This is a genomic window from Sulfitobacter sp. SK025 (assembly GCF_003352105.1).
Classification (GTDB): Bacteria; Pseudomonadota; Alphaproteobacteria; order Rhodobacterales; family Rhodobacteraceae; genus Sulfitobacter; species Sulfitobacter pontiacus.
Window position 1 is genome coordinate 2,657,958 of record NZ_CP025808.1, and the last position, 25,500, is coordinate 2,683,457.

29 protein-coding genes and 1 pseudogene are annotated in these 25,500 nt (G+C 62.2%); 20 read left to right on the forward strand and 10 right to left on the reverse strand.

Annotation, left to right across the window (positions count from 1 at the left end):
• Positions 1–26 precede the first annotated feature (26 nt).
• Positions 27–902, forward strand: a complete 876-nt coding sequence (locus C1J04_RS12880; protein ID WP_009825129.1) for a glycosyltransferase family 2 protein — start codon at positions 27–29, stop codon at positions 900–902.
• 42 nt (positions 903–944) lie between these two features.
• On the opposite strand, the gene irrA is transcribed toward C1J04_RS12880, so the two are convergent.
• Positions 945–1,364 (reverse strand): iron response transcriptional regulator IrrA, encoded by a 420-nt coding sequence (gene irrA, locus C1J04_RS12885; RefSeq protein ID WP_005849434.1) that lies wholly within the window; start codon positions 1,362–1,364, stop codon positions 945–947.
• 193 nt (positions 1,365–1,557) lie between these two features.
• Between irrA and fabA the strand changes: the two genes are divergently transcribed.
• The 3 genes from fabA (at position 1,558) to C1J04_RS12900 (ending at position 4,275) form a co-directional block, all read left to right on the forward strand.
• On the forward strand, positions 1,558–2,067 hold the full coding sequence (fabA, locus tag C1J04_RS12890; RefSeq protein WP_009825130.1) for a bifunctional 3-hydroxydecanoyl-ACP dehydratase/trans-2-decenoyl-ACP isomerase: 510 nt from the start codon (positions 1,558–1,560) through the stop codon (positions 2,065–2,067).
• Between the two features lie 177 nt (positions 2,068–2,244).
• Positions 2,245–3,474: a beta-ketoacyl-ACP synthase I gene (gene fabB / locus C1J04_RS12895; RefSeq protein ID WP_037953849.1), complete on the forward strand. Its 1,230-nt coding sequence runs from the start codon at positions 2,245–2,247 to the stop codon at positions 3,472–3,474.
• A 9-nt stretch (positions 3,475–3,483) separates the two neighbouring features.
• Positions 3,484–4,275, forward strand: coding sequence for an enoyl-ACP reductase FabI (locus C1J04_RS12900; RefSeq protein WP_009825132.1), 792 nt, complete (start codon positions 3,484–3,486; stop codon positions 4,273–4,275).
• Positions 4,276–4,418: 143 nt separating this feature from the next.
• Here C1J04_RS12900 and C1J04_RS12905 read toward each other — a convergent pair whose 3' ends face one another.
• Positions 4,419–5,531, reverse strand: a complete 1,113-nt coding sequence (locus C1J04_RS12905) for a THUMP domain-containing class I SAM-dependent RNA methyltransferase (RefSeq protein ID WP_009825133.1) — start codon at positions 5,529–5,531, stop codon at positions 4,419–4,421.
• A 96-nt stretch (positions 5,532–5,627) separates the two neighbouring features.
• On the reverse strand, positions 5,628–6,056 hold the full coding sequence (locus C1J04_RS12910; protein ID WP_005849439.1) for an FKBP-type peptidyl-prolyl cis-trans isomerase: 429 nt from the start codon (positions 6,054–6,056) through the stop codon (positions 5,628–5,630).
• 184 nt (positions 6,057–6,240) lie between these two features.
• On the opposite strand from C1J04_RS12910, the gene C1J04_RS12915 reads away from it, so the two are divergent.
• From C1J04_RS12915 to C1J04_RS12955, 9 genes and pseudogenes are all read left to right on the forward strand, one after another.
• On the forward strand, positions 6,241–6,927 hold the full coding sequence (locus C1J04_RS12915; protein WP_009825134.1) for a haloacid dehalogenase type II: 687 nt from the start codon (positions 6,241–6,243) through the stop codon (positions 6,925–6,927).
• On the forward strand, positions 6,927–7,751 hold the full coding sequence (locus C1J04_RS12920) for an alpha/beta fold hydrolase (protein WP_114865379.1): 825 nt from the start codon (positions 6,927–6,929) through the stop codon (positions 7,749–7,751). Before C1J04_RS12915 ends, C1J04_RS12920 begins: the two co-directional genes overlap by 1 nt.
• Positions 7,748–8,719: a threonine ammonia-lyase gene (locus C1J04_RS12925; RefSeq protein WP_037953851.1), complete on the forward strand. Its 972-nt coding sequence runs from the start codon at positions 7,748–7,750 to the stop codon at positions 8,717–8,719. Before C1J04_RS12920 ends, C1J04_RS12925 begins: the two co-directional genes overlap by 4 nt.
• A gap of 21 nt (positions 8,720–8,740) precedes the next feature.
• Positions 8,741–9,529, forward strand: coding sequence for a 3-oxoadipate enol-lactonase (gene pcaD, locus C1J04_RS12930; protein ID WP_009825137.1), 789 nt, complete (start codon positions 8,741–8,743; stop codon positions 9,527–9,529).
• A complete protein-coding gene (locus tag C1J04_RS12935) occupies positions 9,522–10,232 on the forward strand; it encodes an alpha/beta fold hydrolase (RefSeq protein WP_114865380.1) in 711 nt (236 codons plus the stop codon). Before pcaD ends, C1J04_RS12935 begins: the two co-directional genes overlap by 8 nt.
• 3 nt (positions 10,233–10,235) lie before the next feature.
• Complete coding sequence (locus C1J04_RS12940) at positions 10,236–11,561, forward strand: lyase family protein (RefSeq protein ID WP_009825139.1); 1,326 nt, start codon at positions 10,236–10,238, stop codon at positions 11,559–11,561.
• A gap of 25 nt (positions 11,562–11,586) precedes the next feature.
• Positions 11,587–11,838: pseudogene (locus C1J04_RS12945) on the forward strand (MFS transporter); the annotation flags it as partial.
• Between the two features lie 158 nt (positions 11,839–11,996).
• Entirely contained in the window at positions 11,997–13,088 is a 1,092-nt protein-coding gene (locus C1J04_RS12950; protein WP_009825141.1) for a zinc-binding dehydrogenase, read from the forward strand.
• A 63-nt stretch (positions 13,089–13,151) separates the two neighbouring features.
• On the forward strand, positions 13,152–14,384 hold the full coding sequence (locus C1J04_RS12955; RefSeq protein ID WP_009825142.1) for a mandelate racemase/muconate lactonizing enzyme family protein: 1,233 nt from the start codon (positions 13,152–13,154) through the stop codon (positions 14,382–14,384).
• Positions 14,385–14,429: 45 nt separating this feature from the next.
• Here C1J04_RS12955 and C1J04_RS12960 read toward each other — a convergent pair whose 3' ends face one another.
• Positions 14,430–15,653 carry an acyl-CoA dehydrogenase gene (locus C1J04_RS12960; RefSeq protein WP_005849449.1) on the reverse strand — a complete coding sequence of 408 codons (1,224 nt, stop codon included), beginning with the start codon at positions 15,651–15,653 and terminating at the stop codon, positions 14,430–14,432.
• 83 nt (positions 15,654–15,736) lie between these two features.
• Here C1J04_RS12960 and C1J04_RS12965 point away from each other — a divergent pair, with 83 nt between their 5' ends.
• Together C1J04_RS12965 and C1J04_RS12970 are read left to right on the forward strand one after the other, a co-directional pair.
• Complete coding sequence (locus C1J04_RS12965) at positions 15,737–16,645, forward strand: LysR substrate-binding domain-containing protein (protein WP_009825143.1); 909 nt, start codon at positions 15,737–15,739, stop codon at positions 16,643–16,645.
• Positions 16,646–16,755: 110 nt separating this feature from the next.
• The gene (locus tag C1J04_RS12970; protein WP_037953853.1) at positions 16,756–17,112 is read left to right on the forward strand and encodes a cupredoxin domain-containing protein; all 357 of its coding nucleotides are present in this window, start codon (positions 16,756–16,758) and stop codon (positions 17,110–17,112) included.
• Positions 17,113–17,210: 98 nt separating this feature from the next.
• Here C1J04_RS12970 and C1J04_RS12975 read toward each other — a convergent pair whose 3' ends face one another.
• Positions 17,211–18,767: a bifunctional metallophosphatase/5'-nucleotidase gene (locus C1J04_RS12975; RefSeq protein ID WP_009825145.1), complete on the reverse strand. Its 1,557-nt coding sequence runs from the start codon at positions 18,765–18,767 to the stop codon at positions 17,211–17,213.
• A gap of 169 nt (positions 18,768–18,936) precedes the next feature.
• On the opposite strand from C1J04_RS12975, the gene C1J04_RS12980 reads away from it, so the two are divergent.
• Genes C1J04_RS12980 through C1J04_RS12990 form a run of 3 tightly spaced genes read left to right on the forward strand, consistent with a single transcriptional unit; the run spans position 18,937 to position 20,755 of the window.
• Entirely contained in the window at positions 18,937–19,284 is a 348-nt protein-coding gene (locus tag C1J04_RS12980; RefSeq protein WP_009825146.1) for a DUF952 domain-containing protein, read from the forward strand.
• A complete protein-coding gene (locus C1J04_RS12985) occupies positions 19,284–19,715 on the forward strand; it encodes a DUF1330 domain-containing protein (RefSeq protein WP_037954495.1) in 432 nt (143 codons plus the stop codon). The genes C1J04_RS12980 and C1J04_RS12985 overlap by 1 nt, the downstream gene beginning before the upstream one ends.
• Positions 19,712–20,755 carry a quinone-dependent dihydroorotate dehydrogenase gene (locus tag C1J04_RS12990; RefSeq protein WP_037953856.1) on the forward strand — a complete coding sequence of 348 codons (1,044 nt, stop codon included), beginning with the start codon at positions 19,712–19,714 and terminating at the stop codon, positions 20,753–20,755. The genes C1J04_RS12985 and C1J04_RS12990 overlap by 4 nt, the downstream gene beginning before the upstream one ends.
• Before the next feature lie 67 nt (positions 20,756–20,822).
• Here C1J04_RS12990 and C1J04_RS12995 read toward each other — a convergent pair whose 3' ends face one another.
• From C1J04_RS12995 to C1J04_RS13005, 3 genes are read right to left on the reverse strand one after another with little or no spacing between them, the layout of a single operon-like run.
• Entirely contained in the window at positions 20,823–22,187 is a 1,365-nt protein-coding gene (locus tag C1J04_RS12995) for an MATE family efflux transporter (protein ID WP_009825149.1), read from the reverse strand.
• Positions 22,180–22,692: a PaaI family thioesterase gene (locus C1J04_RS13000; RefSeq protein WP_009825150.1), complete on the reverse strand. Its 513-nt coding sequence runs from the start codon at positions 22,690–22,692 to the stop codon at positions 22,180–22,182. Before C1J04_RS13000 ends, C1J04_RS12995 begins: the two co-directional genes overlap by 8 nt.
• The gene (locus C1J04_RS13005) at positions 22,689–23,111 is read right to left on the reverse strand and encodes a PaaI family thioesterase (RefSeq protein ID WP_005849458.1); all 423 of its coding nucleotides are present in this window, start codon (positions 23,109–23,111) and stop codon (positions 22,689–22,691) included. Before C1J04_RS13005 ends, C1J04_RS13000 begins: the two co-directional genes overlap by 4 nt.
• 114 nt (positions 23,112–23,225) lie before the next feature.
• Here C1J04_RS13005 and C1J04_RS13010 point away from each other — a divergent pair, with 114 nt between their 5' ends.
• Positions 23,226–23,603 (forward strand): MerR family transcriptional regulator, encoded by a 378-nt coding sequence (locus C1J04_RS13010; RefSeq protein WP_009825151.1) that lies wholly within the window; start codon positions 23,226–23,228, stop codon positions 23,601–23,603.
• 119 nt (positions 23,604–23,722) lie between these two features.
• Here the strand turns inward: C1J04_RS13010 and C1J04_RS13015 are convergent, their stop codons facing one another.
• Together C1J04_RS13015 and C1J04_RS13020 are read right to left on the reverse strand one after the other, a co-directional pair.
• The gene (locus C1J04_RS13015) at positions 23,723–23,968 is read right to left on the reverse strand and encodes a hypothetical protein (protein WP_009825152.1); all 246 of its coding nucleotides are present in this window, start codon (positions 23,966–23,968) and stop codon (positions 23,723–23,725) included.
• Between the two features lie 99 nt (positions 23,969–24,067).
• Entirely contained in the window at positions 24,068–24,802 is a 735-nt protein-coding gene (locus C1J04_RS13020; protein ID WP_037954497.1) for a helix-turn-helix transcriptional regulator, read from the reverse strand.
• A gap of 242 nt (positions 24,803–25,044) precedes the next feature.
• Here C1J04_RS13020 and C1J04_RS13025 point away from each other — a divergent pair, with 242 nt between their 5' ends.
• Positions 25,045–25,446 carry a MerR family transcriptional regulator gene (locus C1J04_RS13025; protein WP_037944722.1) on the forward strand — a complete coding sequence of 134 codons (402 nt, stop codon included), beginning with the start codon at positions 25,045–25,047 and terminating at the stop codon, positions 25,444–25,446.
• Positions 25,447–25,500 lie beyond the last annotated feature (54 nt).

Here is a 25,500-nt window from a genome sequence, read left to right on the forward strand (position 1 = left end):
CACAGTACAAATAGAGCCGAGGTGTCATGCAGTACCGCAGTCTTGACCATTTTATCAGTGACAGCAAAGCGGTGCTGAGCAAGGGGCCCATTGCCCTCATCATGGTCGAGGACGCGATAGAGATCGAGACGACGCTGCGCCACCACCAGCAGCTTGGCTTTGCCACCGTCGTCGCCTTTATGCCCGCCAGCTTCGCGCTGGCCCGTGATGTCGCCGAAAGCAAAGGCGTGCTGCGCGTGGACTACGACATGGACCGCGAGGGCGCGCTGGAAAATGCCGTAAACGCCGTGATCGAGGCCGCACCGGGGCAATGGCTTTATACCTGCTACAACGCCGAATATCTGTTCTACCCTTTCTGCGAAACGCGCACCGTGGGGGAGTTGCTGGCCTTTCACACGGAAGAGCGCCGCGATGCAATGCTCACCTATGTCGTTGATCTTTATGCAGATGATCTAGGTGCCGCCCCGAACGCGGTATCGCTGGACAACGCCTTTCTGGATCGGTCCGGCTATTACGCGCTGGCGCGGCCTGACGGCACGCCGGACAACCACCCCAAGGAACGGCAGCTTGATTTCTTTGGCGGGTTGCGCTGGCGGTTCGAGGAACATGTGCCCGCCGCGCGGCGCAAGATCGACCGTATCTCGCTGTTCCGCGCCAAGCCCGGCTTGCGGATGCGGGACGATCACACCTTCACGGATGAAGAATACAACACCTACGCCTGCCCGTGGCACCACAATATCACGGCGTCGATCTGTTCTTTCCGCACGGCCAAGGCGCTCAAGTCCAACCCGGGCAGCAGGGATAGTATCGCCAGCTTCAAATGGCACAACTCCGCGCCGTTTGAATGGCATTCTCGCCAACTGCTGGATCTGGGGTTGATGGAACCGGGGCAGTGGTTCTGAACGCAGGGGACCGGTAAAAACCGTGTCCCAGACCGAACGACCCTAGCCCTTGCGGCGCAGACGGATCACCACATCGACCGAGGCGATCTCGGCCCCTTCGGGGGCGTCGGGCAGTTGCGCGATCACCAATTGGTCAGAGGGCGCATCGGACAGGCGCGCCTCGTCCTCCCAGAAAAAGTGGGGGTGATCATGAGTGTTGGTATCAAAATAGCTTTTGGACCCGTCAACCGTGACTTCCTGCATCAGCCCCGCGTCACAAAAGGCGCGCAGGGTGTTGTAGACCGTTGCCAGCGACACGGCATCGCCCTGCCCCTTGGCCGCGTCAAACAGGCTTTCGGCGGTGACATGGCGGTGCTGACCGTCGCCCACCAACAGATGCGCCAGCGTCATGCGCTGCCGCGTGGGGCGCAGGCCCGCCTTGGCAAGCCACTCAGAACTGATCTGCTGTGTTGTTTGGGTCATTGGCTATCAGTACCTCTCATGCGCTATATATAAGGGGCAATGGGGGCGGTTTTCAAACGGAAATCCGGAAACTCTTGCCAGCGCCGCCTTTCGCCGTCGCGTAAATGCGGTGTGCCTGCGCCCTTGCGGGCCTGCGGCGCGCAATGCTAAACCTGCCGGGATTTGAAATTCAGCCCTCAGGAGCCGCGATAATATGGCCGACTACCCCACCAGCTTTGACAAAGAAGCCCTGCTCAAATGCGCCCGTGGCGAGCTTTTCGGCGAAGGCAACGCGCAGCTGCCCGCCCCGCCGATGCTGATGATGGACCGGATCACAGATGTCTCCGCCGACGGCGGTGCCCATGGCAAAGGCCACATCACGGCGGAATTCGACATCACGCCCGACCTGTGGTTCTTTGACTGCCACTTCCCCGGCAACCCGATCATGCCCGGCTGCCTTGGCCTGGATGGCCTGTGGCAGCTAACCGGCTTTAACCTTGGCTGGCGCGGCTGGCAGGGGCGCGGCTATGCGCTTGGCGTGGGCGAAGTGAAGCTGACCGGCATGGTACGCCCTGACCGCAAGATGCTGAGCTACAAGATCGACTTTACCAAAGCGATCCAGACCCGCCGCCTGACCATGGGCGTTGCCGATGGCATCGTCGAAGCCGACGGCGAAGTGATCTATCAGGTCAAGGACATGAAGGTCGCGCTGAGCGAGAGCTAAGCCCACCCGTCAGATCATCGCTCGGATCACCTTGCTGGTCTTCCAGACAGACTGATGACTTGATTTGTCGCCCCATAGGCGGCAAACGGGAAACGAACGTGCGGCCCCGCGACAAGCGTGCGGGCCGCGCAGCATCAAGAGGGCACCCGCCCCACACAGATCAAGGGAGTGCAGCCCATGCGCCGCGTCGTCGTCACAGGATTGGGAATTGTCTCGTCCATCGGAAACAATGCAGAAGAAGTTCTGGCATCGCTGAAAGACGGGACCAGCGGCATCGTCGCCAGCCCCGAAATGACAGAGCACGGCTTTCGCAGCCGCGTTGCAGGGACGCTCAAGATTGATGTGGCCGACCACATCGACAAACGCGCGCTGCGTTTCATGGGCGGCGGTGCGGCTTATGCCTATATCGCCATGCAGCAGGCCATCGCGGATGCGGGCCTGAGCGAAGACCAGATCAGCAACCCGCGCACCGGTCTTGTGGCGGGCTCCGGCGGGCCGTCGACATCGGCGCTGTTCACCGCGCATAACGTGGTGCGTGACACCGGCGCGACCAAGCGTATCGGGCCGTTTGCCGTGCCGAAATGCATGTCGTCCACCGTCAGCGCGAACCTGTCCACCGCCTTCAAGATCAAGGGCATCAACTATTCCATCACCTCGGCCTGCTCTACCTCGCTGCATTGCATCGGCAATGCCGCAGAACAGATCATGCTGGGTAAACAGGACGTGATGTTCGCTGGCGGCGGCGAAGAGCTTGACTGGACGCTGTCCTGCCTCTTCGACGCCATGGGCGCGATGAGCAGTAAATATAACGACGCCCCCGAAACCGCGAGCCGCGCCTTTGACGCCAACCGCGACGGGTTCGTCATCTCGGGCGGCGGCGGCATGCTGGTGCTCGAAGAGCTTGAGCACGCCAAGGCGCGCGGCGCCACGATCTATGCCGAAGTCACCGGCTATGCGGCGACTTCCGATGGTCACGACATGGTGGCCCCGTCCGGCGAGGGCGGCGAACGCGCCATGCGTCTGGCGCTGGAAACCCTGCCCAAGGGCCGCAAGGTCGGCTACATCAACGCGCACGGCACCTCCACACCGGTCGGCGACGTGGGCGAGATCGAAGCGGTCCGCCGTGTTTTTGGCCAGGGCAGCACGCCCCCCGTCAGCTCGACCAAGTCGATGACCGGCCACGCCCAAGGCGCTGCCGGCGCGCTTGAGGCGATCTTCTGCCTGCTGATGCTCAAGAATGACTTTATCGCCAAATCCATCAACGTCGTTGATCTGGACCCGAAACTGGACCCGTCCGAAATCGCGCTGGAGCGTGTGGACAATGCCGGTCTGGATTCGGTGATGACCAACTCCTTCGGGTTCGGTGGCACCAACGGATCGATGATCCTTTCCAAATTCCAAGAGTAAGGGCAGCAGATGTCAGATATGCTTAAAGGAAAACGCGGCCTGATCATGGGTGTCGCGAACGAACGCTCCATCGCTTGGGGCATTGCCAAGGCGATGGCCGAAGCCGGTGCGGAACTGGCGTTCACATATCAGGGCGATGCCTTTGGCTCGCGCCTCAAGCCCTTGGCCGAAAGCGTCGGGTCGGACTTCATGGTCGATGTCGATGTCACCGACGACGCCTCGCTTGATGCCGCGTTCGAGCAGTTGGGTGCACGTTGGCCCACGATCGATTTCGTCGTCCACGCCATCGCCTTTTCCGATAAGTCCGAGCTGACTGGCCGTTTCCTGAACACCAGCCGCGCGAACTTCAAGAACTCGATGGATATCTCGGCCTATTCCTTCATCGAGATCGCCCGCCGTGCGCACCCGCTGATGGTCGAGAATGGCGGCACCCTGCTGACGCTGACCTATATGGGATCAAACCGCGTGACGCCCAACTACAACGTCATGGGCGTGGCAAAGGCCGCACTGGAAAGCGCCACGCGCTATCTGGCGAATGATCTGGGCCCCGAAGGCATCCGCGTCAACGCGATCAGCCCCGGCCCGATGAAAACGCTTGCCGGTGCCGCGATTGGCGGGGCGCGCAAGACCTATAAGCACACCGACACAAACGCCCCCATGCGCGCCAATGCGACACTGGAAGCGGTCGGCGGGACAGCGGTCTATCTGGCCTCGGATGCCGGGGCTTGCACAACGGGCGAGATTATCCGCGTGGATGGCGGGTTCCATGTGCTGGGAATGCCACAAGCCGAGAATCTTTGACGGTACTGGCGGACCGGGGCGCTGCCACAAAGTTCTATTTACGGGGCGCTGCCACAAAGTTCTATTTACGGGGCTCTGCCCCGGACCCCGGGATTTCAGACCATTTGGAAATGGCGCGGCGCGTCTGGAAAGGGCCGTCGCGTTTAGCGTAGGGGGGGGGTTTGGTAGAGCCAGACCTTCATCCCGCCGTGGGCGATAGCAGGGCCTTGGGGTTTCCACGGCAGGCCGGTGGCTTTGGCCAAGGGCGGCTCGGACGTGACAAGGCCGACGCGCCAGCCTTTAAAGCGGGTCAGCAGCGTTTGGCCGAGCGTACCATACAGCGGATAAAGCAGTTTCTTGTTGCCGATGCGCCCGCCGTAGGGCGGGTTCACCATGACAAGGCCGGGGGGGCCGTCGGGCGGCGTCAGCTCGCCCGCGGCATGGTTTTCGAAGGTCACGGTATCGGCCACCCCTGCCCGTTCGGCATTCATACGGCTCATCCGGACGGCACCCGCGTCACGGTCAGAACCATAGAAACGCAGCGGCGTGGATGTGGTGGGGGTGTCGCGCATGGCGGCCCATTGGGCAGCGTCAAAGCTCGCGAGGTCTTCGAAAGCGAAATGGCGCGAGCGGCCGGGGTTAAGGCCCATGGCGATCTCGGCCGCCTCGATCACGAAGGTCCCTGAGCCGCACATCGGGTCGACCACCGTCTCGGTGCCGGTGTACCCCGCCTGACGCAGCATCAGATAGGCCAGATTTTCGCGCATCGGCGCTTTGCCCACGGCTTCCTTGTGGCCGCGTTTGTGCAGCGCATCGCCCGAGGTATCGAGGCTGATGGTCACCACATTGTCGTCGATCCGGACCTTGAGCACGAGAGCCGCCTCGGGCGAGATCGTAACCCCGAGGCTTTCGCGCAAGGCGGTTTCAATCCGCTGGGTCGCGGCACCGGCGTGATAGATTTTAGAGGCTTTCGTGGTCACCTGCACCCGCAGCGGCACATCGGCCCGCAGCACATCGCCCCAGGGGAACTTGCGCGCGCGTTTGTCCAGCTGCGCCAGATGGAATGCCATGAAGGACCCGATCCGCGCCAGCACGCGCGAGGCTCCGCGCAGTTGCAGGTTCGCGCGCCAGACCTCGGGCCAGCCGCCCTGCACCGTGATCCCGCCGGGCGAGGCCACAGGATTGGCGAAGCCTTTCTCTGTCACCTCGGCGAGAAGCATGTCTTCCAGACCGGGGGTGGCCACGATAAAAATGTCGAAGGTGTTTTGACTGTCCATAACCGCTGCTTACTGCGCGGCGCGCGAGGTTTCGAGCGGTTTCTTGGGACAAGACAGCCCGGCGCGATCAAAAGCGCCGGACTGTATGGGCCTGGTTCAGGCGATTTTTACCAGTTCGATGTCGAACTGCAGGTCTTTGCCCGCCAGCGGGTGGTTGGCGTCAAGGGTCACAGTGGCGTCGTCAACCTCGACAACCATCACCGGCATCGCCTGCCCGTCCGGGGTTTGCATCTGCAACTGCGTGCCGATTTCCAGCGGGATATCCGCAGGGATGCCTTCGCGTGGCACGGCCTGACGCATTTCGGGGTTCACATCGCCGTAGGCCTCTGCGCTGCCGATCTTGACGACTTTCTTGTCGCCGACTTCCATGCCGGGCATCGCGCTGTCGAGGCCGGGGATGATCTGGCCGGACCCGACCGTGAACTCCAAAGGCTCGCGCCCTTCCGAGCTGTCGAAGGTGCTGCCGTCAAGCAGGGTACCAGTGTAGTGAATAGCAACAGTATCGCCGGATTTAACCTGCGTCATAGAAAGCTCCGATCCATAAAGGGAAAATACAGGAGGCCGCGTAGCTGCGCGGGTGCTCCGGGTTCGGCGCGCAGTGTTTCAAGCCTGCGTCCCGTCGTAAACCCCCATGAGGCCAGTTTTTCGGCCTTTTCTGTCGTGACGGGTCGTGACAGTCTCGCGGCAGGATATTTCAGGGGGGAAAATCATGGCGATAACAACATGCGTGTTCGATGCATATGGCACCTTGTTCGATGTGGCCGCAGCCGCACGACAAGCCGCGTCAGAGCCGGATTTTGCAGCGATAAAAGACAGCTGGCCGCAGGTCGCCGAACATTGGCGGCAAAAGCAGCTTGGCTATTCCTGGCTGCGCGCTGTCACCGGTGCACACGATGATTTCTGGCAGGTCACTCAAGACGGGTTGGACTGGGCTTTGGCCAAGACCGGAAACGATAACGACCCTGCCCTGCGCGAACGCCTGCTGGCACTTTACTGGGAGCTTCAGGCCTTCCCCGAAGTACCCAAGATGCTGAAAACGCTGAAGGAAGCTGGGTTGAATACCGCGATCTTGTCGAACGGATCACCAGCCATGCTGGACGGTGCGGTTTCCTCCGCCAATCTGGGTGACACGCTGGATGCGGTGCTGTCGGTGGAAAGCGTCGGCGTCTTCAAACCACATGCCAAAGTCTATGAACTGGTCGGACAGCGCTTTGACTGCGCGACCTCCGAGGTGTTGTTCGTCTCGTCCAACGGATGGGATGCGGCGGCGGCCACAGGCTTTGGCTTTACCACCGCTTGGGTCAACCGCGCGGGAGAGCCGATGGACCGGCTGCCGTGGCAACCGGCCCATGTGCTGCAGGACCTCAACGGCATCCCAGAACTGGCAGGCGTATAATGGCTCATTTCACCACATCCGACGGGCTATCGCTCTATTTCACTGACGAAGGGGCGGGTCTGCCGATTCTCTGTCTTGCAGGATTGACCCGGACCACAGCGGATTTCGACTATGTCACCCCCCATCTGAAGGGCGTGCGGCTGATCAAGATGGACTATCGCGGGCGCGGGCAATCTGACTTCGACCCTGACTGGTCACACTATTCCCCCCCTATTGAATGTCGTGATGCGCTGGAGCTGCTGGATCATCTTGGCATCGACAAGGCCGCCGTGCTTGGCACCTCGCGCGGGGGGCTGAATGCATTGGGGCTGGCCAAGGGAGCCAAGGATCGGTTGCTGGGCGTCGCCTTTAACGACGTTGGCCCGCATATTGACCCGCAGGGGCTGGATTTCATCATGGGCTATATCGGCCGCAACCCTGCTGCCAAGACCCATGCCGAGGCCGCCGCCGCCATGCCGCGTGTATTTCCCGAATTTGATGGCGTGCCCGACAGCCGGTGGATGGAAGAGGCGCAAAAGCATTACACCCAGACCGAAAGCGGCTTGCAGATCACGTATGACAAGCACCTGCGCGATGCGGTGGCCAAGGCGTTCTCCGCCCCCTCCCCCGACCTGTGGCCATTCTTTGACGCGCTTGACGGGCTGCCGATTGCCTGCATCCGTGGCATGGCGTCCAATCTGCTGAGCGAGGAAACTCTGCAAGAGATGGAACGCCGCCGCCCCGATATGGTGGTCGCGCGGGTGCCGGGACGTGGGCATATTCCGTTTCTGGACGAACCAGAGGCGGTTGCGGCCTTGAACGAATGGATCGGGAAGATGCAATGAATATCGATATGATCCGCGCGGCAGCGCGGCGGCTGGAGGGGCACGTGCGGCGCACGCCTTTGCTGAACTCTCCGTTTCTGGATGACATCGCGGGGCGGCGCGTTTGGGTCAAGCCCGAGTGCCTGCAACACACCGGCAGCTTCAAGTTTCGCGGCGGCTGGTCGGCGGTGTCGGCACTGGAGCCCTCCGTACGCGCCAAGGGGGTCATCGCCTTTTCCAGTGGCAACCACGCCCAAGGTGTTGCCTATGCGGCCAAGCTGCACGGGGTGCCTGCGGTGATCATCATGCCCGCCGACGCGCCCCGTCTGAAGATCGCCAACACCCGCGCGCTTGGGGCCGAAGTCGTGCTTTATGACCGCATGACCGAGGACCGTGATGCCATCGGTGCGACTATGGCGGAGGAACGCGAATTGACGCTGATCAAACCGTTCGACGACCCGCTGGTGATCGCCGGTCAGGGGACAACGGGGCTTGAGATCGCACAGCAGGCCGCCGAAGCGGGGATCGCCCGTGCCGATGTGATTGTCTGCTGTGGTGGCGGGGGGCTGACCTCTGGCATCGCGCTGGCGCTTGAAGCCGAGGCACCGGAGCTGCGCGCGCGCACCACCGAGCCCGAAGGTTTTGACGATGCCGCGCAGTCGCTCGCCGCAGGAGAGATCACGCGCAACGCCGCCCTTGGCGGGTCGATCTGCGACGCCATCGTCACACCGCAACCGGGCGATCTGACCTTTCCGATCCTCAAGCGGCTTTGCGGCCCCGGGCTTGTGGTCAGCGACGCAGAGGCGCTGCAGGCGATTGGCCATGCGTTCAACCGTCTCAAACTTGTGGCCGAACCCGGCGGGGCTGTGGCCCTTGCCGCCGCGCTGTTCCGGCAAGACGAGATCGACGGCGACGATGTGATCGTCACCATCTCGGGCGGGAATGTAGACAGTGATATTTTCTCGCGGGCGCTTGCCACGCTTGACTGACGCCCCACAGGAGGTTCTGACATGAAGATTTTCGATACTGGCGACGTGCGTCTGCATTACCGTGTGGATGGCCCCGAGGATGGTGCGCCTGTGGTCTTTGCCAATTCACTGGGGACTGATCTGCGCCTGTGGGATCCGATCCTGCCGCTGCTGCCCAAGGGTCTGCGCATCATCCGTTTTGACAAACGCGGGCATGGGCTGTCGTCCTGCCCGCCTGCGCCCTATGCGATGGGGGCGCTGATTGGCGATACGGAAAAGCTGCTGGATCATCTGGGGGTAAAGGACTGCGTCTTTGTCGGGCTGTCCATCGGCGGGATGATCGCACAAGGGCTCGCCACCAAGAGGCTGGACCTGATCCGCGCCATGGTGCTGTCCAATACCGCTGCCAAGATCGGTACCAAGGATATGTGGGCAGACCGCGTGCGCGCCGTGCAAGAAAGCGGGATCGAACCGATGGCAGACACCATCATGGAACGCTGGTTCGCCGCCCCCTTCCGCGCCACGCCCGAGCTTGAGCTTTGGCGCAATATGGTCGTACGCCAACCGGCCGAAGGCTATGCCGGTTGCTCTGCCGCGATTTCGGGGACGGATTTCTATACCCCAACGGCGGGGCTGCGCCTGCCAGTGCTGGGGATTGCGGGCTCCGAAGACGGGTCCACCCCCCCTGATCTGGTGCGCGAGACCATCGAGCTGATCCCGGGATCCAAGTTCAAGATCATCCGCAAGGCCGGCCATCTGCCCTGCGTCGAACACCCGCAGGAATATGCGACGCTGCTGACCGAGTTTTTGCAAAGCGTTGGCCATGTCTGACATCCTTTTGGTCCACGGCTCGTGCCACGGCGCGTGGTGCTGGCGCGATCTGATCCCTGCGTTGCAAGAATTGGGGCACAGCCCCCGTGCGATTGACCTGCCCAGCCACGGCGACGACACGACGCCGGTCAACGCGGTCACGCTCGACAGCTATGCCGATGCGGTGCTTGCGGCCTCTACCCCCGATACGGTGGTGGTGGGTCATTCGATGGGCGGTTTTGCCATCGGGGCGGCGGCACAGAAAGATCCAAGCGCCATAGCGCGGCTGATCTATCTATGTGCCTACGTCCCTGCGGCGGGGCTCTCGCTGGCCGAGATGCGCAAACAGGCCCCGTCGCAACCGCTGATGCCCGCTGTGCGCCTCGCCCCGGATGGCAAAAGCTTTACCCTTGATCCCGCGATGACAGAGGCGCTGTTCTATCACGACTGCCCGCCGGATGTCGCAGGTTTTGCCGCACCGCGCCTCTGCGCGCAGGCCGTGGCCCCAACGATCAAGCCTCTGCCAAATACTGCCCGTGCGGACGCCATGCCGCGCAGCTATATCCGCTGTATGGACGACCGCACCATCCCGCCCGCCTATCAGGTCACGATGACGAAAGACTGGCCAAGCGCGGATGTTCATGAGATGGCCTGCGGGCATTCACCCTTCTTTACCGATCCCGTCGGTCTGGCGCGGATCATTGACGACATTATCCCGAGGTAACCCATGGCCGCCAGCGTCTTTGACAGCCCCCTGTTCGCACAGCTCTTCAACACCGGTGACGCGGGCCGCCTGTTCTCGGACAGCGCTGCGATCCGCGCGATGCTGCTGGTCGAAGGGGCGCTGGCCAAGGTGCAGGGCAGCCTTGGTGTCATCCCCGAGATGAGCGCCGCCGCGATCCACCGCGCCTCTCTCGAGATACAGGTCGACCCCGGGGCGATTGCCGCCTCTACCGGAGAAAACGGCGTGTCCGTGCCGGGTCTTCTGGCCCAATTCCGCGCCGAGATGCAGGCGCCGGAATTTGCCCAGCACGTCCATTGGGGCGCGACCAGTCAGGACATCATCGACACGGCGCTGATGCTGCGCCTGCGTCAGGCGCTCAAGCTGGCGGAAACCGATCTGCGCGAGATCATCGCGGCCCTTGCGGCAGGGGCCGAACAGCACCAATCCCTGCCGATGCCTGCCCGCACCTATGGCCAGCACGCCACCCCCACCAGCTGGGGCGCGGTGCTGGCGGAATGGGGCATGCCGCTGTGCGATGCGGTCGACCAGCTTGAGACGCTGCGAGAAGGGGCGCTGTTCGTGTCCCTGTCGGGGGCGGCGGGGACGGGCTCTGCCCTTGGTCCCAAGGCTGCCGAGACCCGCGCGCAGCTGGCCCAAGCGCTTGGGCTGCAAGACCCCGGGCGCAGCTGGCATGTGGACCGCGGCCCCGTGCTGCGCATCGCCGATTGGCAGGGCCGCGTGATGGCAGCGCTATCGCATATCGCACACAGCACGCTGGCGCTGACCATGACCGAAACCGCCGAGCTTGCCCTTGGGGCGGCAGGCGCGTCGTCGACCATGCCGCAAAAACAGAACCCCGTGGGGCCCTCGGCGATTGCTGCCCTCGGGCACCAGTTCACCGGCCAGCGCGCCACGCTACAGGCCGCCGCGGCGCATCAGCATCAGCGTGATGGCGGCGCGTGGTTCGCGGAATGGATGGCCGTGCCCCAGCTGGCACTGAGCCTTGCCGCCGCGCTGAACCACACTAAAAGCCTTGTCGCGGGGCTGACGCCGCACCCTGTGAAAATGCACAGCGCGCTGACGGATGGGCTGGGCCTGATCCACGCCGAAGCGCTGAGCTTTGCCCTGGCTAAGACGATGCCCCGCCCCGCGGCCCAAAAGGTCACCAAACAGCTTTGTCAGGACGCGCTGGCCAAACAGGTGCCGCTGGCCGATCTGGTCCACGCGGATTACCCCGACGTGGCCGAGACCCTCTTTGACCCGTCAACCCAGTTGGGACAGGCTCCCGCAGATGCAGCCGCTTTTGTGGCCCGTGCGCGTGCGCTGTAACCGCGCAACCGGCGCGCGATAGCCCATGCGTCCGGCGGTCATATTTATCATCCTGACCGTCATGATCGATGCCATGGGCATTGGTCTGATCATCCCTGTGATGCCGGACCTGATCGCGCAGGTCCAATCCGCCGATCTGTCACGCGCCGCGCTGTGGGGCGGTGTGTTGGCGACGACATTCGCGGTGATGCAATTCCTGTTCAGCCCGCTGGTGGGCAGCCTGTCCGACCGCTTCGGGCGCAGACCGGTGCTGCTGACCTCGCTGAGTGTGACGGCGCGGGTGGTCGCCTTGGTGGTCTTCCGGCGCGTGCGTATAAATCCCGCGCAGTTGGACTGACATAACGTAAGCCTGACGCAGCGCGGCGCATATAGGCTTGCGGGAGGGGGCAGAGCTTGCCACCCTCCCCAAAACTCACGCGCCCGGAAGGACCCGTTATGCCGTTGATCAAAGCCGCCGTTTGCCATGAATTTGGGGCTCCCCTGACAATCGAAGATGTAGAACTCCGCGCCCCCGAGGGGGCCGAGGTCGAGGTGACGCTGGATGCCGTAGCGATCTGCCATTCGGACATCTCCTTTGCCAGCGGCGGCTGGGGCGGATCGCTGCCCGCGGTCTATGGTCACGAGGCCGCGGGACAGGTGTCCGCTGTGGGCGACAGGGTAAGCGGTGTCTCGGTCGGGGATAGCGTCGTAGTCACGCTGATCCGCGCCTGCGGCAGCTGCCCCAACTGCGCCAGCGGTCGTCCTGTGATCTGCGAAACCCCCTATGACGGCGACACCGGCCCGCTGAAAACCAAAGACGGCGGCAAGCTGCATCAGGCCATGGCATCGGGTGCCTTTGCCGAAAAAGTCGTTGTGGATCAGGCGCAGGTCGTCAGGATCAGCGCCGATATTCCCAAGGATGCCGCCAGCCTGATCGCCTGCGGGGTGATTACCGGCGTCGGTGCGGTGGTCAATGCTGCGCAATTGCGGGCCGGTCAGGACGTCGTGGTCATCGGTGCCGGTGGCGTCGGGCTGAACGCCATTCAGGGCGCGCGCATCGCCGGGGCCCGCCGCATCGTCGCCGTGGATATGAGCGCCGAGAAGCTGGAGATCGCCAAGGAGTTCGGGGCCACGGATGGTATCCTTGGCACCGAAGCCAAACCCTGGGGGCAGTTGGAACAGGCGATTGGCCGCAAGGGCGTGGATGCGGTGATCGTGACCGTTGGGGCGATCCCTGCCTATAACGACGCGCCGAAATACCTTGCCGCGGGCGGGCGTGTGGTCATGGTCGGCATGCCTCATATCGGCGACGGCGCGACCTATGATCCCGGCACATTCGCCGCAATGGGTCAGGGCACGGTCGGCTCCAAAATGGGCGACGTGGTGATCCAGCGCGATATTCCCTGGATGGTAGATCTATATGCCCAAGGACGACTGAAACTGGACGAGCTGATCTCGGGGCGGTGGTCGCTGGAGCAGATCAACGACGCGATCGAGGATACCAAGACCGGTGCCGCGCGGCGCAATGTCATCCTGTTTGACCACTAGCGCCACGGGGGCCAGCCCCCGTACCCCCGGGATTTTGAACCATTTGGAAAAGAGGATCACGCGATGAAATTGCAAGATCTTGAGGTTATCGTCACAGCGCCCCCTGCCCCCGGTTGGGGCGGGCGCTATTGGATATTGGTCAAGCTGACCACGGATACCGGCATCGTGGGCTGGGGCGAATGCTATGCGGCGTCGGTCGGGCCGCAGGCCATGCGCGCGGTGATCGAGGATGTTTTTGCACGTCACATGCAGGGCGAGAATCCCGAAAACATCGAGCTGATGTACCGCCGCGCCTATTCGTCAGGCTTTACCCAGCGACCCGACCTGACCGTCATGGGCGCATTTTCGGGGCTGGAGATCGCCTGCTGGGATATTTTGGGCAAGGATCGGGACCGTCCTGTCTATGCCTTGATCGGCGGCAGGATGAACGAACGCGTGCGGGGCTATACCTATCTTTACCCGCTGCCGCATCACGATATGACCGCTTTCTGGACCTCGCCCGAGATGGCGGCGGAATCGGCGCTGGACTGTGTGGCGCGGGGCTATACCGCGATCAAGTTCGATCCGGCGGGGCCCTATACCATGCGCGGCGGGCATATGCCGGCGATGACCGACATCTCGCAATCTGTCGCCTTTTGCAAAGCGATCCGCGCGGCGGTTGGCGACAAGGCCGATCTGCTGTTCGGCACCCACGGGCAATTCACCACCGCAGGCGCAATCCGCTTGGGGAACGCCATCGCGCCCTATAGCCCGCTCTGGTACGAAGAGCCGATCCCGCCGGATGCGGTCGAGCAGATGGCCGCCGTGGCGCGGGCCGTGCCGATCCCGGTCGCAACCGGGGAGCGGCTGACCACCAAGGCCGAGTTCGCGCCTGTGCTGCGGTCCGGGGCAGCCGCGATCCTGCAGCCTGCCTTAGGCCGTGTCGGTGGCATCTGGGAGGCCAAGAAGATCGCCGCCATGGCAGAGGTCTATAACGCGCAAATCGCACCACATCTTTATGCGGGCCCGGTGGAATGGGCGGCCAACATCCATCTGGCCGCGTCGATCCCCAATATCCTGATGTGCGAATGTATCGAGACGCCGTTCCACGACCAGTTGATCAAGAGCACGATCAAGGTGGAGGACGGGTTCATCACAGCCCCCACCGCAGCCGGTTTGGGGCTAGAGGTGGACGAGGCATTGGCCCGCGCGCATCCCTATACCGGCAACGGGCTGCACCTGGAAATGCAGGAAGCGCCTTGTGATTACGTCAACGGGAATGCGTTTGAAGGTGGGGCACCGTCGGTCAAATCCTGACGGGTCCGGTGGTATGAGGGGGCCGAAGCCCCCTCTGCCAGAGATTTAGAAGAACGCCTGCAGGCCGGTCTGGGCGCGGCCCAGGATCAGCGCGTGCACGTCGTGCGTGCCTTCATAGGTGTTCACCGTCTCGAGGTTCATCATGTGGCGGATCACCTGGAATTCGCCGCTGATGCCGTTGCCGCCGTGCATGTCGCGGGACATGCGGGCGATGTCCAGCGCCTTGCCGCAGTTGTTGCGCTTGACGATAGAGATCATTTCCGGCGCGGCGTTGGCATTGTCCATCAGACGGCCCACTTGCAACGAGGCCTGCAGGCCAAGCGCGATTTCGGTCTGCATGTCGGCAAGTTTCTTTTGGAACAGCTGTGTCTGCGCCAACGGTTTGTTGAACTGCTTGCGGTCCAGACCGTATTGACGCGAGGCGTGCCAGCAAAATTCAGCGGCCCCCAGTGCACCCCAGCTGATGCCATAGCGGGCGCGGTTAAGACAGCCGAACGGGCCTTTCAGACCTTCGACATGGGGCAGCAGGGCATCTTCGCCGACTTCGACGTTGTCCATCACGATCTCGCCTGTGATCGAGGCACGCAGCGACAGTTTGTTGCCGATTTTGGGCGCGGACAGTCCCTTCATGCCTTTTTCAAGGATGAAGCCGCGGATCTTGCCGCCGTGCTCTTCGGACTTGGCCCAGACCACGAAGACATCCGCGATCGGCGCGTTCGAAATCCACATTTTAGAGCCGGTCAGCTTGTAGCCGTTGGCAGTTTTCACCGCACGGGTTTTCATCCCCGCAGGATCAGAGCCCGCATCAGGTTCTGTCAGACCAAAGCAGCCGATGAATTCGCCGCTGGACAGTTTGGGCAGATACTTCATGCGCTGCTCTTCCGAGCCATAGGCATAGATCGGATACATGACGAGGCTGGATTGCACGGACATCATCGATCGATAGCCGCTGTCCACACGTTCCACTTCGCGCGCAACGAGACCGTAAGACACATAATTGCCGCCCAAGCCGCCGTACTGTTCGGGCACGGTGACACCCAGAAGGCCCATGTCGCCCATCTCGCGGAAGATCGCGGGGTCGGTGGTTTCGTTGGCAAAAGCGTCGATCACGCGGGGCTGCAGTTTTTCCTGCGCATAGGCGCGCGCGCTTTCCTGGATCATGCGTTCGTCTTCGGTCAGCTGTTCGTTCAGGCGAAACGCATCCGCCCAATCAAAGCTGCCCATGTCGGGGGCGTCTTTGGCTTTCAATACGGGCAATTCGGTGCTCATGGTATGTCCTCCTCGGGGTTCGGATTTGGGCGCAGTATTGCAAAGCCCGGCGGCAATGACTATCGCTGGATACTCCTGAACCTATGAGTCAAAGTCATATGATCGCCCCGCGTCGCTTCCTTCCGTCGGTCAACGCCCTGCTCGCATTCGAGGCAGTGGCACGCTTGGGCAGCGCCACATTGGCGGCGCAGGAACTGTCCCTGACGCAAAGCGCGATCAGCCGGCAGCTCAAGACGCTAGAGGCGCAGTTGAATGTGACGCTGCTGGATCGCCAGGGGCGTCAGCTGGTGCTGACAGAGGCGGGAAAAAGCTATGTTATTCAGGTGCGTGACGTCTTGAACAGGCTGGCTCAGGCATCCATCACCGCGCGCACGAACCCGATTGCGGGGGCGCTGAACCTTGCCATTCTGCCGGGGTTCGGCATGCATTGGCTGGCCCCGCGGCTGCGCGACTTTGCCCAGTCCCACCCGGAGGTGACGGTGAACCTCAGCACGCGGCTGCATCCATTTTCCTTCCAGAACAGCCCCTTTGACGCTGCAATACATTTTGGCAAGGAAGACTGGCCCGGTGTGCGCTATTTGCCGCTGATGCCCGAGACGGTGGTCCCCGTCTGCGCGCCCGAGCTGCTCACGGAACCGCTGGAGGATCCCAGCCAGATCCTGCGCTATGCGCTGCTGCATCTGGAGACCCGCCCGCGCGGCTGGTCGCGGTGGCTGAGCGCGCTTGGTGTCACGCAAGAACCCCCTGCCGGCATGATGTTCGACCAGTTCTCAACCATGGCGCAGGCGGCGGTGCACGGGTTGGGCGTGGCGCTGCTTCCTACCTTTTCCGCCGAGCCCTATCTGCGCGACGGGCAGCTTGTGCTGGCATCAACGCAGACGACACAGAGCATCGGGAATTACTACCTCGTCTGGCCCGAGGACCGTGCCGAAACCGCGGCCTTGCAGTCGTTCAAGACGTGGCTCGACGGGCAGACGGGTCAGGTTCTTTAGCATAGGCCAAGGTTCTGAAGCATATTCGCCCTATTTCCGCCGCAATCCTGAATTAGCACACCCTTCATCAGTTTTAAGGGGGGGGGCCCCTTTTGAAAGGGAGCATGGATATGCCAATTTCACTTACCAAACTCGTTTCTGCGGGCGCGACAGCGGTCACACTTGCGGCTGCCACCGCAGCGACCGCGCAAACCCATGACGTCGTGATCTTTGACGACGCCTTCTTTCCTGCCGTGATCTATGTCGATGCCGGGGACGAGCTCCGTTTTGTCAACAACGCCAGCGCCGCGCGCAACGTCAGCGCGGGTGACGGGTCGTGGTCATCCGGCACGCTGGAAACCGGCAGCAGCTTTAGCCAAACGGTAGAGGCAAACAGCCAGGTGACCTTTATCGGCACATCGCTTGGGGAAAACCCCAAAAGCTACTCCGGCGAGATCAGCTTTGACCCCGCACCGCTGAGCGAGTGATCGGGTCCATCCCTGCGATTGTCGCAGGTGCTTGAAATAAAAACGGCGCGCCCCTGTTTCCAGCGGCGCGCCGTTTCGCATTGATATGGCGATGTGGCTTACTTCACCGTGATGCGGCCATCGGTATAGGGCGTATAGGCCCCGTTGGCGGCGATGAATTCAGCCGTCACATCCGCCAGATCGGGACCGTAGTCATAGGCGTTCTGCGCAGAGGTAAACGGCGCATAGCCGTCGCCGCCATTGCGCACATAGTTGTTGGACACGACGCCATAGGTTTTTTCGGGGTCAAGCGGCATGCCGGATACGGTGATATCGCTGATGCGGCTGCCCGGCTCGGCGCTGGTGTCCACGGTGAAGGTCATGCCCGCCACTTGCGGGAAACGACCTGCGACCTCTTCGATCTGGCTCACGCCATTTTCCAGCGCCTCTACCAATGCCGCACCGGTGACCTGAAAGGTCGACAGGGTGTTCTGGAACGGCAGCACCGCCAGCACTTCGCCCATGGTCACCTCTCCGGCGTCGATGGAAGAGCGCAGGCCGCCGCTGTTCTGGATCGCGACCTCGATCCCCTGATCCGCCACACGGGCCAGCATCGCATCGGCGACGAGATTGCCCATCTGACATTCCTGCACGCGGCAGACCGACCGGTCGCCCTCGATCGGCTCGGTGGTTTCGGCGACGACCTTGCTGCGCAGTTCTTCCAACGGTTGGGCCAGCTCGCCGATACGGGCGACCGTGGTCTCATCCTCTGCGACGCCTGCGTCGATCAGGATCGGATCGCCCGAGGCTTCCTTGATCTTACCTTCGTCATCGAAGGTCACGTTCAGCTCGCCCAGATATTTACCGTAGGCATAGGCCTGCACGATCGCCGTATCCTTGACCATCGTCGGATAGGCCCCTTCGGCTTTTTCATCGGTATTAGACAGCAGCGTATTGGTGTGCCCGCCGACGATCACATCAACACCTGTGGTATTCTCGGCGACCATCTGGTCGACCCCATAGCCAGAGTGGCTGAGCACGATGATCTTGTTGATACCCTGCGCGGTCAGCAGATCGACCTCGCCCTGCACGGCAGCCACGGAATCGGTAAAGACGACGTTGTCTCCGGGGCTCGACAGTTCGTGGGTGTCTTCGGTGGTCAGCCCGATCAGGCCGATCTTTTCACCGCCACGCTCGATCACGGCAGATTTCGCCAGCTTGTCCGCCAGCAGCGGTTCGGCAGAGACATCGGCATTCGACATCAGGATGGGAAAGTCGATCGCCTCCATGAAGCCGGCAAGCACTTCGGGGCCATCGTCGAATTCGTGGTTGCCCACGGTCATGCCGTCATAGCCCAGCATGTTCATCATCTCGGCTGCCATCTTGCCCTTGTAGTGGGTGTAGAACAGCGAGCCCTGAAACTGGTCCCCGCCGTCGACCAGCACATAGTTATTGGTGCGCGCCTTGGCGTCCTTGATCGCGTTGACCAGCCGTGCGGTACCCCCGAAACATTCACCGGCGGTATTGTCCTCGGCGGAACAAGGGCCATCGTATTTGCTGATCGGTTCAAACCGCGCGTGGAAATCATTGGTGTGCAGAATGGTCAGACTATAATCCGCCGCTGCCATGCCCGAGGTCAGCGCAAGCGCTGCCGTGGCTGTCAGGAATCGTTTCATGATGGGTCCCCCCTTTGGGTTGAATTATTCACCTATGGTGACCCCCAGTTTGCCCCCTTGTCAAAGACCATCTGAGCGCAAACCCGCCCTTCCCCAAGGTCACCGCCCTGCGCTGCGGCAAAGCGCACAGCCCTTGACCGTTTGCACCGACCAAGGCATCACAGCGGCTATGTTGATTTACAAAATTTTCCGCTCCGATGAATGGCAGGCCCTGCGCCGCGACGGCTCTACCACGGGCGCGCCGGTTGATGTCGCCGATGGCTATGTGCATTTCTCGACCTCTGAACAAGCGGCTGAAACGGCTGCGAAACACTTTGCCGGTGAGGCAGACCTGTTTCTTCTGGCCGTAGAGACCGACCGCCTTGGCGATGCGCTGAAATGGGAGGTGTCGCGCGGCGGCGCCGAGTTCCCGCATCTGTACCGCATGCTTATGCTAGAGGATGTGGTTTGGGCCCAGCCCCTGCCCTTGCTGAACGGGGCGCATGATTTTCCCGCTGGCTTTAAGGAAGCTCAATGATGACAGGATATATCGACCCGGATCGCGCACAGTTCGACGCCTTCAAGGGGCTGGACCGCGACACGCCGCTGAACATGGTGAACCTTGTCAAACTGCGCGACAAGGCCGCCTACCCCGACGATCACGCGCTGGCCGCCAAGGCGCTGACAGGGGCGCAAGCCTATAAGAACTACGGTGCCGAAAGCGGTCCGGTGCTGGCGGATGTCGGCGGATCGATCCTATGGCGCGGCCAGTTCGAGGCGACGCTGATCGGCCCCTCGGACGAGGATTGGGATGTGATGTTCATCGCACAATACCCCAACGCCCATGCCTTTTTGCAGATGATCTCGGACCCGCGGTACAAACAGGCGGTGGTGCACCGTCAGGCCGCGGTTGTGACATCGCGCCTGATCCGCAGCGCACCGCTGCCTCTGACGGATGAATTTGCATGAAGCGCATGGCCGAGCAGCTGGGGCTGCGCGCCCTGCATCAGGTTGACCCCGAAACGGCCCATGGTCTGGCGATCACCGCACTGCGGCTTGGCTTGGCCCCGACACCCGGTCCGGTCACATCGAAACGGCTGAAAACCTCGCTTGCCGGGATGAGCCTGCCCAACCCTGTCGGCCTTGCCGCGGGGTTTGACAAGAACGCCACCGCCGTCGCGCCGCTGTCCAACGCGGGGTTCGGCTTTATCGAGGTCGGGGCCGCAACGCCCCTGCCCCAACCCGGCAACGACAAACCCCGTCTGTTCCGCCTGACCGAGGACCGCGCGGCGATCAACCGCTTTGGCTTCAACAACGAAGGCATGCAGGCGATCTGCACGCGACTGGCGCGCCGCGGCGCGGGCGTGCCCGTGGGGCTCAACCTTGGGGCCAACAAGACCAGTACCGACCGCGCCGCCGATTTCGCCCGCGTGATGGAGCTTGCCCGCGATCACGTGGATTTCGCCACGGTCAATGTATCCTCGCCCAATACCGAAAAGCTGCGTGATCTGCAGGGCAAGGCCGCCCTCGCAGCACTTCTGGCCGGCGTGATGGAGGTGCGCGGCGATACGCCCGTGTTCCTGAAAATCGCCCCCGATCTCACCGAGGCGGAGATCGCCGATGTGGCCGAGGTCGCCAATGACGCAGATGTGGCCGCGATCATTGCCACGAATACAACGCTGGACCGCGCCGGCCTGAAGAACGCGCAGCGTGACCAGATGGGCGGGCTGTCGGGCGCGCCCCTGTTCGAAAAATCCACGCGCGTGCTGGCGCGACTGTCGACGCTTACCGATATTCCGCTGGTGGGCGTCGGGGGCATCAGCTCGGCCGAGGATGCCTATGCCAAGATTTGCGCAGGCGCTTCGGCGGTGCAGCTTTATACGGCGCTCGTCTATGGCGGGCTGTCACTGGCGGCGGATATCGCCAAGGGGCTCGACAAACTGCTGAAGCAGGACGGGTTCGATACCGTGGCCGATGCCGTGGGCAGCAACCGCAGCGCTTGGCTTTGACAGGACGCACAGACGGAGATCGGGGCGCTATCCGCGTGACTTCGCCCCGACCCTGCGCGGGCGGGGCCTATCCCGCCGCACGCTCCAACGCGGGGTAGCGCAGCGCCAGCGTGACCCCACGCGCGACAAAGGACACCAATAGCGAAATCCACAGCCCGTGGTTGCCCAGCCACGGCACCAGCAGCGCCGCACTTGCACAGTAGATCACAAACGACACCGCCATCATGTTGCGCATGTCCCGCGACCGCGTGGCCCCGATAAAGATCCCGTCCAGCATCCATGACGCCCACCCCAGCAGCGGGGCCGCGACCATATAGGGCAAGAACACCCGCGCCTCTTCGCGCACAAGCGGGGCCGTGGTCATGAGGTCGATGATCATACCCCCGCCCCATGCGAAGCCCACGGTCATCAAGGCACAGGCCAGCAGACCCCAGCCGCTGGTCAGCACCGCGCCCCGTCGCAGGACATCACGCTGCTTGCCGCCCATAGCCCGCCCGACCAGCGCCTCGGCCGCAAAGGCGAAACCGTCAAGCGCAAAGGCCGTGATCATCAGGAATTGCAATAGCACCTGGTTGGCGGCGAGTTTCACATCCCCCAACCCCGATCCCAGAAACAGGAACGAGACGAACACCGCCTGCAACAAAAGCGACCGCACAAGGATGTCGCCGTTGACCTTCATCATGTTGATCCAGCGCGGCCCGTCGAACACCTGCGCCCAGTCCCGCCATGCGGGCACTCCAAAAGCCGCACGGCAGAACCACAGCCCAAGTGCCGCACCCGACCATTCCGCCAGAAAGGTCGCAATGGCGACGCCCTGGATACCCCAGCCGAGCCCCAGCACGAACCACAGGTCCAGCGCGATATTCAGCCCGTTCATCCACAGTTGCACCACCAGCACGGCACGAGTGCGTTCCTGCGCGATCAGCCATCCGGTGATCGCGTATATCGCAATCGCCGCCGGGGCGGACCAGACGCGGATCCCCATATAAGACCGGGCGAGGTTTTCGACCTCGACGCTGGCCGGAGAGACCTGAAACGCCGCCCAGAACAGCGGTATCTGCAGCATCACCAGCGCAAGGCCCGCCAGCCCGCCGATCAGCAGCCCGCGTGTCAGCAGTGCCGCGACCTCTGCCGCGTCGTTGTTGCCTGCCGCCTGCGCGGTCAGCCCGACGGTGCCCATCCGCAGAAATCCGAATACCCAGTAAAGCGATGACAGGATGATCGCGCCGATGCCCACGGCTCCGATAGGGGCCGCCAACCCGATCTGCCCGACGACGCCGGTATCCACCGCGCCCAAGATGGGCACGGTGGCGTTGGAGATAACAATCGGGATGGCGATGTTCAGCACGCGGCGGTGGGTCACCACGTCTTTCGCGGATAGTTTGCCTTGGGCGACGGCGCTGACTTCGCCCTTGGGAATCGCGTCAGTCACGGCGTTGGGGCATCAGGAAATGGCCCGTTGCCTGCGCGAAAAGCTTGCTGCGGTTGTCCTGCCACGCCTCGACATGCACCGAGGCATAGCGCCGCCCCGACCGGTTGATCCGCGCGCGCGCATAGGCATCGCGCGGCAGGCCCGAGCGCAGATAATCGACGGTAAAGTCGATGGTCTTGGGCAGCCGTGGCAAATGCGTCGCATCCATCTTGTCGACGGCCAGCGCACCGGATTCAAGATCCTCCCACAGGTATTCCCAGCTAAGCGTGATGATCGACGTGACCTCAAGGAACGAGGCCGTGGCCCCACCGTGCAGCGCCTGCAACAGCGGATTGCCGATCAGCTTGTCGGAAAACGGCAGAACGCCGGTCAGCTCGTCGCCACGGCGGTCGAACTCGATCCCCAGAAAGCTGATGTAGGGCACGCCGTCCACCAGCGCGCGCAGTGCCGCATCGCGACGCTTTTTGACGACCTGTACCGCCTCGGGTTTGCTCCGTGTGCTCATCGTTTGCCCTCCACCGTGAAACTGCCGGTGGCGGTGGCGACCGGGCTGCCGTCTTCTTCGTCCTGTGCCGTGGCGCGCACAAAGGCGACATTCCGCGTCACGTGATAACATTCCGCCCGCGCCGTGATCCGTTGACCGGGCACAGCCGCGCGCAGATATTCGATGCGCAAATCAATCGTCGCCGTCCCGCCGGGATTGCTGGGGTGGCTCATCACCGCGGCCCCGCAGCAGGTATCCATCAACGCCGACACGGCCCCGCCATGCAAGACACCTGTGCGCGGGTCGCCGATCAGCCGTTCATCATACGGCATGTCGATCACGGCGACGCCGCCGTCCAGCTCTTGCAGTTCCATCCCCAGGGCACCGCTGTAAGGCAGCGCCGCGATGAACTGCTTGGCGATGCGAAGTTTGTCTGACATTTTTTACTTCCTTGGCGTTATTCTCCCCATATCAACCGAGCGACCAAGCAAGAGCAACCCCAGTGTTGCGCTTGGAAAGTGAACCGCATAGTTTCCGAACTTGAGGAGACCAAGATGACAGACAAACGCCTGAACTTTAAAGAAATGTGTGCGGAGTTTGACGTCACGCCGCGCACGCTGCGCTATTACGAGTACATAGAATTGCTCCACCCCGAGCGCGAAGGCCGGTCCCGCAGCTATGGCGCGCGGGAAATCGCCCGCATGAAGCTGATCATGCGGGGGCGTAAGTTCGGGTATTCGCTGGAAGGCATCCGCCAGTGGCTGCTGATCTATGAAAACGAAGGCACCGAAGCGCAAATGCGCGCTTGGGTCATTAGCGCGGACCGCCAGTTGGGAGAGCTGGCAGAACAGCGCAAGCAGTTGGACGAAGCCATCGCAGAGCTGCAGAAATCTCGCGACGATACAGAGGCCGCATTGGCCAAGCGCGACTGATATTTGCGTAGCGCCTTGGGTTTACGGGGCGCTACCACAACTGACAGCCGCTGGCTGGACGACGCCGTCGTTGGCAGCATCGAGCTATGGTATGAGAAACCGATGCGATGCGGGCCGGCTTACGCCTGCCGCGCGGCCATCCGACCCATCACATCGGAAAGACGGGTAAGTTCTGCGGCTGTCACAATCAGCTCCGACAGTGAATCAGCGTCGAGACAGGCAGCAAATTCATACGCCACGTCTTCAACGAGCTTGGCCGCATCCTTGAGCCCGCGCGATGCGGAAGACGCGGAAATCACGGGCCCCTGCGCAAGATCATAGATATTCGGTGTCGTTGAGGGTTTCGGGGGTTTGTTCTGCGCCACGGCCTGTCCACTTACGGTTGAGAATTCGCCACGACTATGCGTCCGACAGGTGATGCGCACGTCCCGTAAGTGCGCGACATCCGGTTGCGCCCCCTTGTATTACGACAGGTTATCCAGCGACGGATCGATCAGCCCAAAGGCCAGCCCCCGCACCGCCGCGCGAGTCCGGTCGGTCACATCCAGTTTGCCAAACAGACGCCGCATGATCGTATCGACCGTGTGTCGCGACACCCCCATGATCTGCGCGATCGAGGTGTTGCTCTTGCCACGCGCGATCCAACGCAGCAATTCCAGCTCGCGCGGGGACAAGCGCCGATTGGGGGCAGCAGGGCCTGCCACAAGCGCGCAGAACCGCATATGGGCAAACTGGCTGGCGACGTGCAGGTCCAGAACCTCTGCATCGGTCGGGCGCGGCCTGTCGGGGTGGAAGCCGATACTGACCAACGCATTGCGCGCCTGTGGCCCAAAGACCTGACAGACCAGACCATCGGCAAAGCCGAATTCTCTCGCTCTGTTCAGATAGGCTTTCTGCTTTTCGGTCAAGGTGGTTAGCTGCGGCAGGTCACGCCAGAAGAACGGGGTGATCTGTGAGGCCGCAAAGGGGGGAAACGGATCGTCCAGATACAGGTGCTCTTCGGTATACATCCGGTGAAACTCTGCCGGGATACCGATCGCGACAGCGCCAAAGCTGGTGTCCCCAAGCGATTGCACATCGATACTGTGATAGGTGACCGTGCGAAAATCCTGCGCTTTGGCAAAGCGTTGCACCAGCAGCCATAGCGCCGAAACGCTGCTGACCTCGCGCAGACACTCTGTGAATAATCGCGGATCCATATCCTCGGGCATATCACCCCCCCGGCCGATAAAACTTGCTCCCCCACATCACTTAGTCGGCGCGAGATACCTATCAATGACCGTCTCGGGAAAATCCCCGTGGGGTTACGCAGATTTACTCAACGTAAAGCAAATGTTTGACGTAGCGTCCAACTTACGTAAGCTTGTTTCTGGGTTATACCGCTCCCAGTTTAGGTGAAGTTGACCGTTCTACAGCAGTGATAGAATAGCGAGTAACTGATATGTCCAACACTACGATGACCATCCGCGAGATGTGCACCGCCTTCGATGTGACCCCGCGCACCTTGCGGTTCTACGAAGCGAAAGAGCTGCTTTTCCCCGAACGTCAGGGACAAAAGCGCCTGTTTACCAAACGGGACCGTGCGCGGCTGAAACTGATCCTGCGTGGCAAGCGCTTTGGCTTCAGCCTCGAAGAAATCCGCCAGTTGCTGGACCTGTACCACATGGGCGACCAGCAACAGACCCAATTGGCGCGCACCTATGACATCGCGCGCGAACGTCTGGCCGACCTCGAAGCACAGCGCGAGGATCTGAACAACGCCATCGACGACCTGCAAAACCAGTTGAAATGGGGGGAGAAAATGATCGCCTCCATCAACAGCGCCCGCAACGCGGCAGAATAGGCCCGCAGTCCGGCGCACCCGAACACCTGATACACCGACCCAGATATACTGACC

Bases quoted from the DNA above. Each gene is read 5' to 3' on its own strand.
- C1J04_RS12880 (WP_009825129.1), top strand. From the start codon at position 27: ATGCAGTACCGCAGTCTTGACCATTTTATCAGTGACAGCAAAGCGGTG.
- irrA (WP_005849434.1), bottom strand. From the start codon at position 1,364: ATGACCCAAACAACACAGCAGATCAGTTCTGAGTGGCTTGCCAAGGCG.
- fabA (WP_009825130.1), top strand. From the start codon at position 1,558: ATGGCCGACTACCCCACCAGCTTTGACAAAGAAGCCCTGCTCAAATGC.
- fabB (WP_037953849.1), top strand. From the start codon at position 2,245: ATGCGCCGCGTCGTCGTCACAGGATTGGGAATTGTCTCGTCCATCGGA.
- C1J04_RS12900 (WP_009825132.1), top strand. From the start codon at position 3,484: ATGTCAGATATGCTTAAAGGAAAACGCGGCCTGATCATGGGTGTCGCG.
- C1J04_RS12905 (WP_009825133.1), bottom strand. From the start codon at position 5,531: ATGGACAGTCAAAACACCTTCGACATTTTTATCGTGGCCACCCCCGGT.
- C1J04_RS12910 (WP_005849439.1), bottom strand. From the start codon at position 6,056: ATGACGCAGGTTAAATCCGGCGATACTGTTGCTATTCACTACACTGGT.
- C1J04_RS12915 (WP_009825134.1), top strand. From the start codon at position 6,241: ATGGCGATAACAACATGCGTGTTCGATGCATATGGCACCTTGTTCGAT.
- C1J04_RS12920 (WP_114865379.1), top strand. From the start codon at position 6,927: ATGGCTCATTTCACCACATCCGACGGGCTATCGCTCTATTTCACTGAC.
- C1J04_RS12925 (WP_037953851.1), top strand. From the start codon at position 7,748: ATGAATATCGATATGATCCGCGCGGCAGCGCGGCGGCTGGAGGGGCAC.
- pcaD (WP_009825137.1), top strand. From the start codon at position 8,741: ATGAAGATTTTCGATACTGGCGACGTGCGTCTGCATTACCGTGTGGAT.
- C1J04_RS12935 (WP_114865380.1), top strand. From the start codon at position 9,522: ATGTCTGACATCCTTTTGGTCCACGGCTCGTGCCACGGCGCGTGGTGC.
- C1J04_RS12940 (WP_009825139.1), top strand. From the start codon at position 10,236: ATGGCCGCCAGCGTCTTTGACAGCCCCCTGTTCGCACAGCTCTTCAAC.
- C1J04_RS12950 (WP_009825141.1), top strand. From the start codon at position 11,997: ATGCCGTTGATCAAAGCCGCCGTTTGCCATGAATTTGGGGCTCCCCTG.
- C1J04_RS12955 (WP_009825142.1), top strand. From the start codon at position 13,152: ATGAAATTGCAAGATCTTGAGGTTATCGTCACAGCGCCCCCTGCCCCC.
- C1J04_RS12960 (WP_005849449.1), bottom strand. From the start codon at position 15,653: ATGAGCACCGAATTGCCCGTATTGAAAGCCAAAGACGCCCCCGACATG.
- C1J04_RS12965 (WP_009825143.1), top strand. From the start codon at position 15,737: ATGAGTCAAAGTCATATGATCGCCCCGCGTCGCTTCCTTCCGTCGGTC.
- C1J04_RS12970 (WP_037953853.1), top strand. From the start codon at position 16,756: ATGCCAATTTCACTTACCAAACTCGTTTCTGCGGGCGCGACAGCGGTC.
- C1J04_RS12975 (WP_009825145.1), bottom strand. From the start codon at position 18,767: ATGAAACGATTCCTGACAGCCACGGCAGCGCTTGCGCTGACCTCGGGC.
- C1J04_RS12980 (WP_009825146.1), top strand. From the start codon at position 18,937: ATGTTGATTTACAAAATTTTCCGCTCCGATGAATGGCAGGCCCTGCGC.
- C1J04_RS12985 (WP_037954495.1), top strand. From the start codon at position 19,284: ATGACAGGATATATCGACCCGGATCGCGCACAGTTCGACGCCTTCAAG.
- C1J04_RS12990 (WP_037953856.1), top strand. From the start codon at position 19,712: ATGAAGCGCATGGCCGAGCAGCTGGGGCTGCGCGCCCTGCATCAGGTT.
- C1J04_RS13000 (WP_009825150.1), bottom strand. From the start codon at position 22,692: ATGAGCACACGGAGCAAACCCGAGGCGGTACAGGTCGTCAAAAAGCGT.
- C1J04_RS13005 (WP_005849458.1), bottom strand. From the start codon at position 23,111: ATGTCAGACAAACTTCGCATCGCCAAGCAGTTCATCGCGGCGCTGCCT.
- C1J04_RS13010 (WP_009825151.1), top strand. From the start codon at position 23,226: ATGACAGACAAACGCCTGAACTTTAAAGAAATGTGTGCGGAGTTTGAC.
- C1J04_RS13020 (WP_037954497.1), bottom strand. From the start codon at position 24,802: ATGGATCCGCGATTATTCACAGAGTGTCTGCGCGAGGTCAGCAGCGTT.
- C1J04_RS13025 (WP_037944722.1), top strand. From the start codon at position 25,045: ATGTCCAACACTACGATGACCATCCGCGAGATGTGCACCGCCTTCGAT.